This is a genomic window from Flagellimonas meridianipacifica, assembly GCF_003001695.1.
Classification (GTDB): domain Bacteria; phylum Bacteroidota; class Bacteroidia; order Flavobacteriales; family Flavobacteriaceae; genus Flagellimonas; species Flagellimonas meridianipacifica.
Genome location: NZ_PVYX01000004.1, coordinates 1 through 5415, shown reverse-complemented (window position 1 = coordinate 5415; position 5415 = coordinate 1). Strand labels below are relative to the sequence as shown.

General features: G+C 53.4%; 2 tRNA genes and 3 rRNA genes. All 5 read right to left on the bottom strand.

Annotated elements, in window-relative coordinates:
• Positions 1-35: 35 nt before the first annotated feature.
• Positions 36-147: ribosomal RNA gene (gene rrf / locus CLV81_RS20415) — 5S ribosomal RNA — on the bottom strand.
• 105 nt (positions 148-252) lie between these two features.
• Positions 253-3075: ribosomal RNA gene (locus tag CLV81_RS20410) — 23S ribosomal RNA — on the bottom strand.
• A gap of 249 nt (positions 3076-3324) precedes the next feature.
• Positions 3325-3398: transfer RNA gene (locus tag CLV81_RS20405), tRNA-Ala, on the bottom strand.
• Between the two features lie 110 nt (positions 3399-3508).
• Positions 3509-3582 (bottom strand) — tRNA-Ile (locus CLV81_RS20400).
• 105 nt (positions 3583-3687) lie between these two features.
• Positions 3688-5211 (bottom strand): 16S ribosomal RNA (locus CLV81_RS20395).
• Together the 16S, 23S and 5S rRNA genes with 2 tRNA genes alongside form the textbook arrangement of a ribosomal RNA operon.
• Between the last annotated feature and the right edge of the window lie 204 nt (positions 5212-5415).

Here is a 5415-nt window from a genome sequence, read left to right as displayed (position 1 = left end):
AAAAAAGCCCCTCACTGAACAGTGAGGGGCCTCGAGGAAGGCGGCTACCTACTCTCCCACCTTGTGTGGCAGTACCATCGGCGCAAACGGGCTTAACTTCCCTGTTCGGGATGGGAAGGGGTGAACCCCGTCGCCATGGCCACCCAGATTTTAAATACTTTTATAAAATGACATATGTTGGGACGGAACCGCTTGGGTCCCAGAAGATTCACGTAAAGTATTTCGATGTTATAAAGGCTTCGGGGGCGCTTCCCGCGCAAGCTTACGGACAATTAGTACCGCTCGGCTGCATGCATCGCTGCACTTCCACCTACGGCCTATCAACGTGGTCATCTCCCACGGTCCTTTAAAGATATCTCATCTTGTGGCGGGTTTCGCGCTTATATGCTTTCAGCGCTTATCCCATCCCGACTTAGCTACCCGGCAATGCCCCTGGCGGGACAACCGGTGCACCAGCGGTCGGTCCAGTCCGGTCCTCTCGTACTAGGACCAGGTCCACTCAAATATCTAACGCCCGCAGTAGATAGAGACCGAACTGTCTCACGACGTTCTGAACCCAGCTCGCGTGCCACTTTAATGGGCGAACAGCCCAACCCTTGGGACCTTCTCCAGCCCCAGGATGTGACGAGCCGACATCGAGGTGCCAAACCCCCCCGTCGATGTGAGCTCTTGGGGGAGATCAGCCTGTTATCCCCGGCGTACCTTTTATCCTTTGAGCGATGGCCCTTCCATGCGGAACCACCGGATCACTATGCTCTAGTTTCCTACCTGTTCGACCTGTATGTCTCACAGTCAAGCGCCCTTGTGCCATTGCACTCTGCACACGATTGCCAACCGTGTTGAGGGCACCTTTAGAAGCCTCCGTTACTCTTTTGGAGGCGACCACCCCAGTCAAACTACCCACCACGCACTGTCCCTCTCGCGAGGTTAGGCCCCGGACAAACGAAGGCTGGTATTTCAACAACGGCTCCTCCATGCCTGGCGACACAGATTCAAAGCCTCCCAGCTATCCTACACATCCCTTGCCCAGGGTCAATACGAAGCTATAGTAAAGGTGCACGGGGTCTTTTCGTCCCACTGCGGGTAACCGGCATCTTCACCGATACTACAATTTCACCGAGATCATGGTTGAGACAGTGCCCAGATCGTTGCACCATTCGTGCAGGTCGGAACTTACCCGACAAGGAATTTCGCTACCTTAGGACCGTTATAGTTACGGCCGCCGTTTACCGGGGCTTCAGTTCAATGCTTCACCTTGCGGATAACATCTCCCTTTAACCTTCCGGCACCGGGCAGGTGTCAGGCCATATACGTCATCTTTCGATTTGGCATAGCCCTGTGTTTTTGATAAACAGTCGCCTGGGCCCATTCACTGCGGCTCCCCCAGAGGGGAGCGACGCTTCTCCCGAAGTTACGCGTCCATTTTGCCTAGTTCCTTAACCATGAATCTCTCGAGCGCCTTAGAATACTCATCCCGACCACCTGTGTCGGTTTACGGTACGGGCCGCAATGCTCGCTTTTCTTGGAGGCACCTTCGCCGGATTATCACCGCGGCCGTGGCCTTGGTGTACTATCCCCGAAGGTTCAACGCACTATTCCGTCAGTGCGCACCGACCCCGGTGCCCCGTCACTTTTGTCGCATTGCGGGTAGCGGAATATTAACCGCTTGTCCATCCACTGCCCCTTTCGGGTTCGTGTTAGGTCCCGACTGACCCCCGGCTGATTAGCATGGCCGGGGAAACCTTGGTCTTTCGGCGGACAGGTTTCTCGCCTGTCTTATCGTTACTTATGCCTACATTTTCGTTTCCATACGCTCCACGGTACCTCGCAGGACCGCTTCAACGCAGAATGGAATGCTCCCCTACCCCTTGTATAAATACAAGGCCATGGCTTCGGTAATGTGCTTATGCCCGATCATTATCCATGCGGAACCGCTCGACCAGTGAGCTGTTACGCACTCTTTAAATGAATGGCTGCTTCCAAGCCAACATCCTGGCTGTCTGTGCAGTTCCACCGCGTTTTGTCAACTTAGCACATATTTGGGGACCTTAGCCGATGGTCCGGGTTCTTTCCCTCTCGGACATGGACCTTAGCACCCATGCCCTCACTGCGTTACATCATTTCATAGCATTCGGAGTTTGTCAGGAATTGGTAGGCGGTGAAGCCCCCGCATCCAATCAGTAGCTCTACCTCTATGAAACTAATAACACGCTGCACCTAAATGCATTTCGGGGAGTACGAGCTATTTCCGAGCTTGATTGGCCTTTCACCCCTACCCACAGGTCATCCCAAGACTTTTCAACGTCAACGGGTTCGGTCCTCCACTGTGTGTTACCACAGCTTCAACCTGCCCATGGGTAGATCGCACGGTTTCGCGTCTACTACTACTGACTATGGGCGCCCTGTTCAGACTCGCTTTCGCTGCGGATCCGCACCATAAGTGCTTAACCTTGCCAGTAAAAGTAACTCGTAGGCTCATTATGCAAAAGGCACGCCGTCACATGTAAACATGCTCCGACCGCTTGTAGGCGTATGGTTTCAGGGTCTTTTTCACTCCCTTGTTCAGGGTTCTTTTCACCTTTCCCTCACGGTACTGGTTCACTATCGGTCTCCCAGGAGTATTTAGCCTTGGCGGATGGTCCCGCCGGATTCACACAGGGTTTCACGTGCCCCGCGCTACTCAGGATACTGTTATCGATAACATCGCTTGCGTGTACAAGACTATCACTTTCTATGGTGTGTCTTTCCAAACACTTCCACTTCACTTTGCATCGAACATTACAGTCCTACAACCCCAACATTGCCGAAACAACATTGGTTTGGGCTGTTCCGCTTTCGCTCGCCACTACTCACGGAATCACTCTTGTTTTCTCTTCCTCCGCCTACTTAGATGTTTCAGTTCAGCGGGTTAGCCCCCTCTCGGGTGACATACCTTCAGTATGCCGGGTTGCCCCATTCGGACACCCGCGGATCAATGCTCATGTGCAGCTCCCCGCGGTTTTTCGCAGCTTATCACGTCCTTCGTCGCCTCTGGGAGCCTAGGCATCCCCCATACGCCCTTCTTTTGCTTGTCGCGCGCCATGGAAACATCCATGGCAGCGCCCTCGTATTCCTTTACAAATATTCTATTCTACTTCGTGTTTCTTCTTTGACTTCACAAAACACATCCCCTGAAGGATATGTCCGTTCCGTCCCAATATGTCAATGAACGTTTACCCCAAATTCACGGCGAGCTTCTCGAAGCCGCCTTTGGGGTCTCTTCGGTTCAGGACCGACCTTGATCGGTGCCCTTCCAAAGAGGTACCCAGTCAAGCTGGGCACAAGTGGAGAATACCGGAGTCGAACCGGTGACCTCCTGCGTGCAAGGCAGGCGCTCTAGCCAGCTGAGCTAATTCCCCGTCTTTCCAGTTGTCAGTTGCCAGTGAACAGTTGACAGTTTAAAAAAAACGGCGCACCGTAAACGATGACCCAACTTCCAGAATTTCCTATTTCAAATCAATGAACTTCGTAGTCTCGGGCAGGCTCGAACTGCCGACCTCTACATTATCAGTGTAGCGCTCTAACCAGCTGAGCTACGAGACTTCAACAATATATCATCAATGGCATTGAACAGACAACATCAGAAAAGACCTGAAAACAATCATCCCGGCGCGGGCCCGATCCTCGTATCGGGCGACCTTTCTCTAGAAAGGAGGTGTTCCAGCCGCACCTTCCGGTACGGCTACCTTGTTACGACTTAGCCCTAGTTACCGATTTTGCCCTAGGCCGCTCCTTTCGGTCACGGACTTCAGGCACTCCCGGCTTCCATGGCTTGACGGGCGGTGTGTACAAGGCCCGGGAACGTATTCACCGGATCATGGCTGATATCCGATTACTAGCGATTCCAGCTTCACGGGGTCGAGTTGCAGACCCCGATCCGAACTGTGACCGGCTTTGTAGATCCGCGCCCCCTTGCGGGGTGGCTTCCCTCTGTACCGGCCATTGTAGCACGTGTGTGGCCCAGGACGTAAGGGCCGTGATGATTTGACGTCGTCCCCACCTTCCTCACGGTTTGCACCGGCAGTCCCGTTAGAGTCCCCAACTTTACTTGCTGGCAACTAACGGTAGGGGTTGCGCTCGTTATAGGACTTAACCTGACACCTCACGGCACGAGCTGACGACAACCATGCAGCACCTTGCGGGCGGTCCGAAGAAAGGGACGTCTCTGTCCCATGCAGCCCGCATTTAAGCCCTGGTAAGGTTCCTCGCGTATCATCGAATTAAACCACATGCTCCACCGCTTGTGCGGGCCCCCGTCAATTCCTTTGAGTTTCATTCTTGCGAACGTACTCCCCAGGTGGGATACTTATCACTTTCGCTTGGCCGCCGAGACCGAAGTCCCGACAGCTAGTATCCATCGTTTACGGCGTGGACTACCGGGGTATCTAATCCCGTTCGCTACCCACGCTTTCGTCCATCAGCGTCAGTATATAGTTGGTCACCTGCCTTCGCGATCGGTGTTCTATGTGATATCTATGCATTTCACCGCTACACCACATGTTCCGGCAACCCCACTATAACTCAAGACCTGCAGTATCAAGGGCAGTCCCACGGTTGAGCCGTGGCCTTTCACCCCTGACTTACAGGCCCGCCTACGGACCCTTTAAACCCAATGATTCCGGATAACGCTCGGACCCTCCGTATTACCGCGGCTGCTGGCACGGAGTTAGCCGGTCCTTATTCTCACGGTACCGTCAGCTCCCCTCACGAGGGGAGGTTTCTTCCCGTGTAAAAGCAGTTTACAACCCATAGGGCCGTCATCCTGCACGCGGCATGGCTGGATCAACCTTCCGGCCATTGTCCAATATTCCTCACTGCTGCCTCCCGTAGGAGTCTGGTCCGTGTCTCAGTACCAGTGTGGGGGATCCCCCTCTCAGGGCCCCTAACCATCGTTGCCTTGGTGGGCCGTTACCCCACCAACAAGCTAATGGTACGCATGGCCATCCCTGTCCGATAAATCTTTAATCAAATTACCATGCGGTAATTCGATACCATGGGGCATTAATCCAAATTTCTCTGGGCTATTCCCCTGACAGGGGCAGGTTCCATACGCGTTCCGCACCCGTGCGCCGGTCGTCAGCGAATAGCAAGCTATCCCTGTTACCCCTCGACTTGCATGTGTTAGGCCTGCCGCTAGCGTTCATCCTGAGCCAGGATCAAACTCTTCATTGTAATGCGTCATATATTATATGTCGCTCCAATACAAATGAGCCCGGCACCAAAATGGTTCATCTCAAAATCTTCTCTGATTTACGCTGTCTGTTTCAATAATGCCAATGAACTTTCCTGTTCTCAAAGCAAAAAAAACGCCCCGAAAGGACCCCTTTTTCGCCCCACCAAAACAATACCTTTACCGTTTTAGCGGGTGCAAATATA